The sequence below is a fragment of the Pantoea anthophila genome, from assembly GCF_006494375.1.
GTDB classification, from domain to species: Bacteria; Pseudomonadota; Gammaproteobacteria; order Enterobacterales; family Enterobacteriaceae; genus Pantoea; species Pantoea anthophila.
The window spans coordinates 1-332 of record NZ_VHIZ01000031.1; the positions used below are offsets into that span (position 1 = coordinate 1).

General features: G+C 36.7%; 1 protein-coding gene. It reads right to left on the minus strand.

Annotated elements, in window-relative coordinates; genetic code table 11:
* A partial coding sequence (locus FJW00_RS05925; protein WP_140923261.1) for an ATP-binding cassette domain-containing protein occupies nt 1-263 on the minus strand: 263 nt, incomplete at its 3' end.
* Nucleotides 264-332: the final 69 nt, after the last annotated feature.

The following is a 332-nucleotide window of genomic DNA, read 5'->3' on the forward strand; positions in this document are numbered from 1 at the left end:
AAGGTCCCGCAGATCATTTGCAAGAGCGTTGACTTACCGGCACCATTATTGCCAATTATTCCTACAGTTTCACCTTTTTTAATATCAAAAGATATGTCTTTAACAGACCAAAACTCACGATAATAGTTATTAATATCTTTGCGGCCAATTAAACGTTTGATAGTAGGATAAATGAATTGTTTTAATCTCGCACGTGGCGTCTCATAGATATGGTAACACTTACTGAGGTGTTCAATTATAATTGCAGAATTTTCAGAGTACATCGGCAAAACCTTTACGTGTTTTCTGGAACCATACATAGCCAAGCCATGCTACAAACATCGCGCAAATTA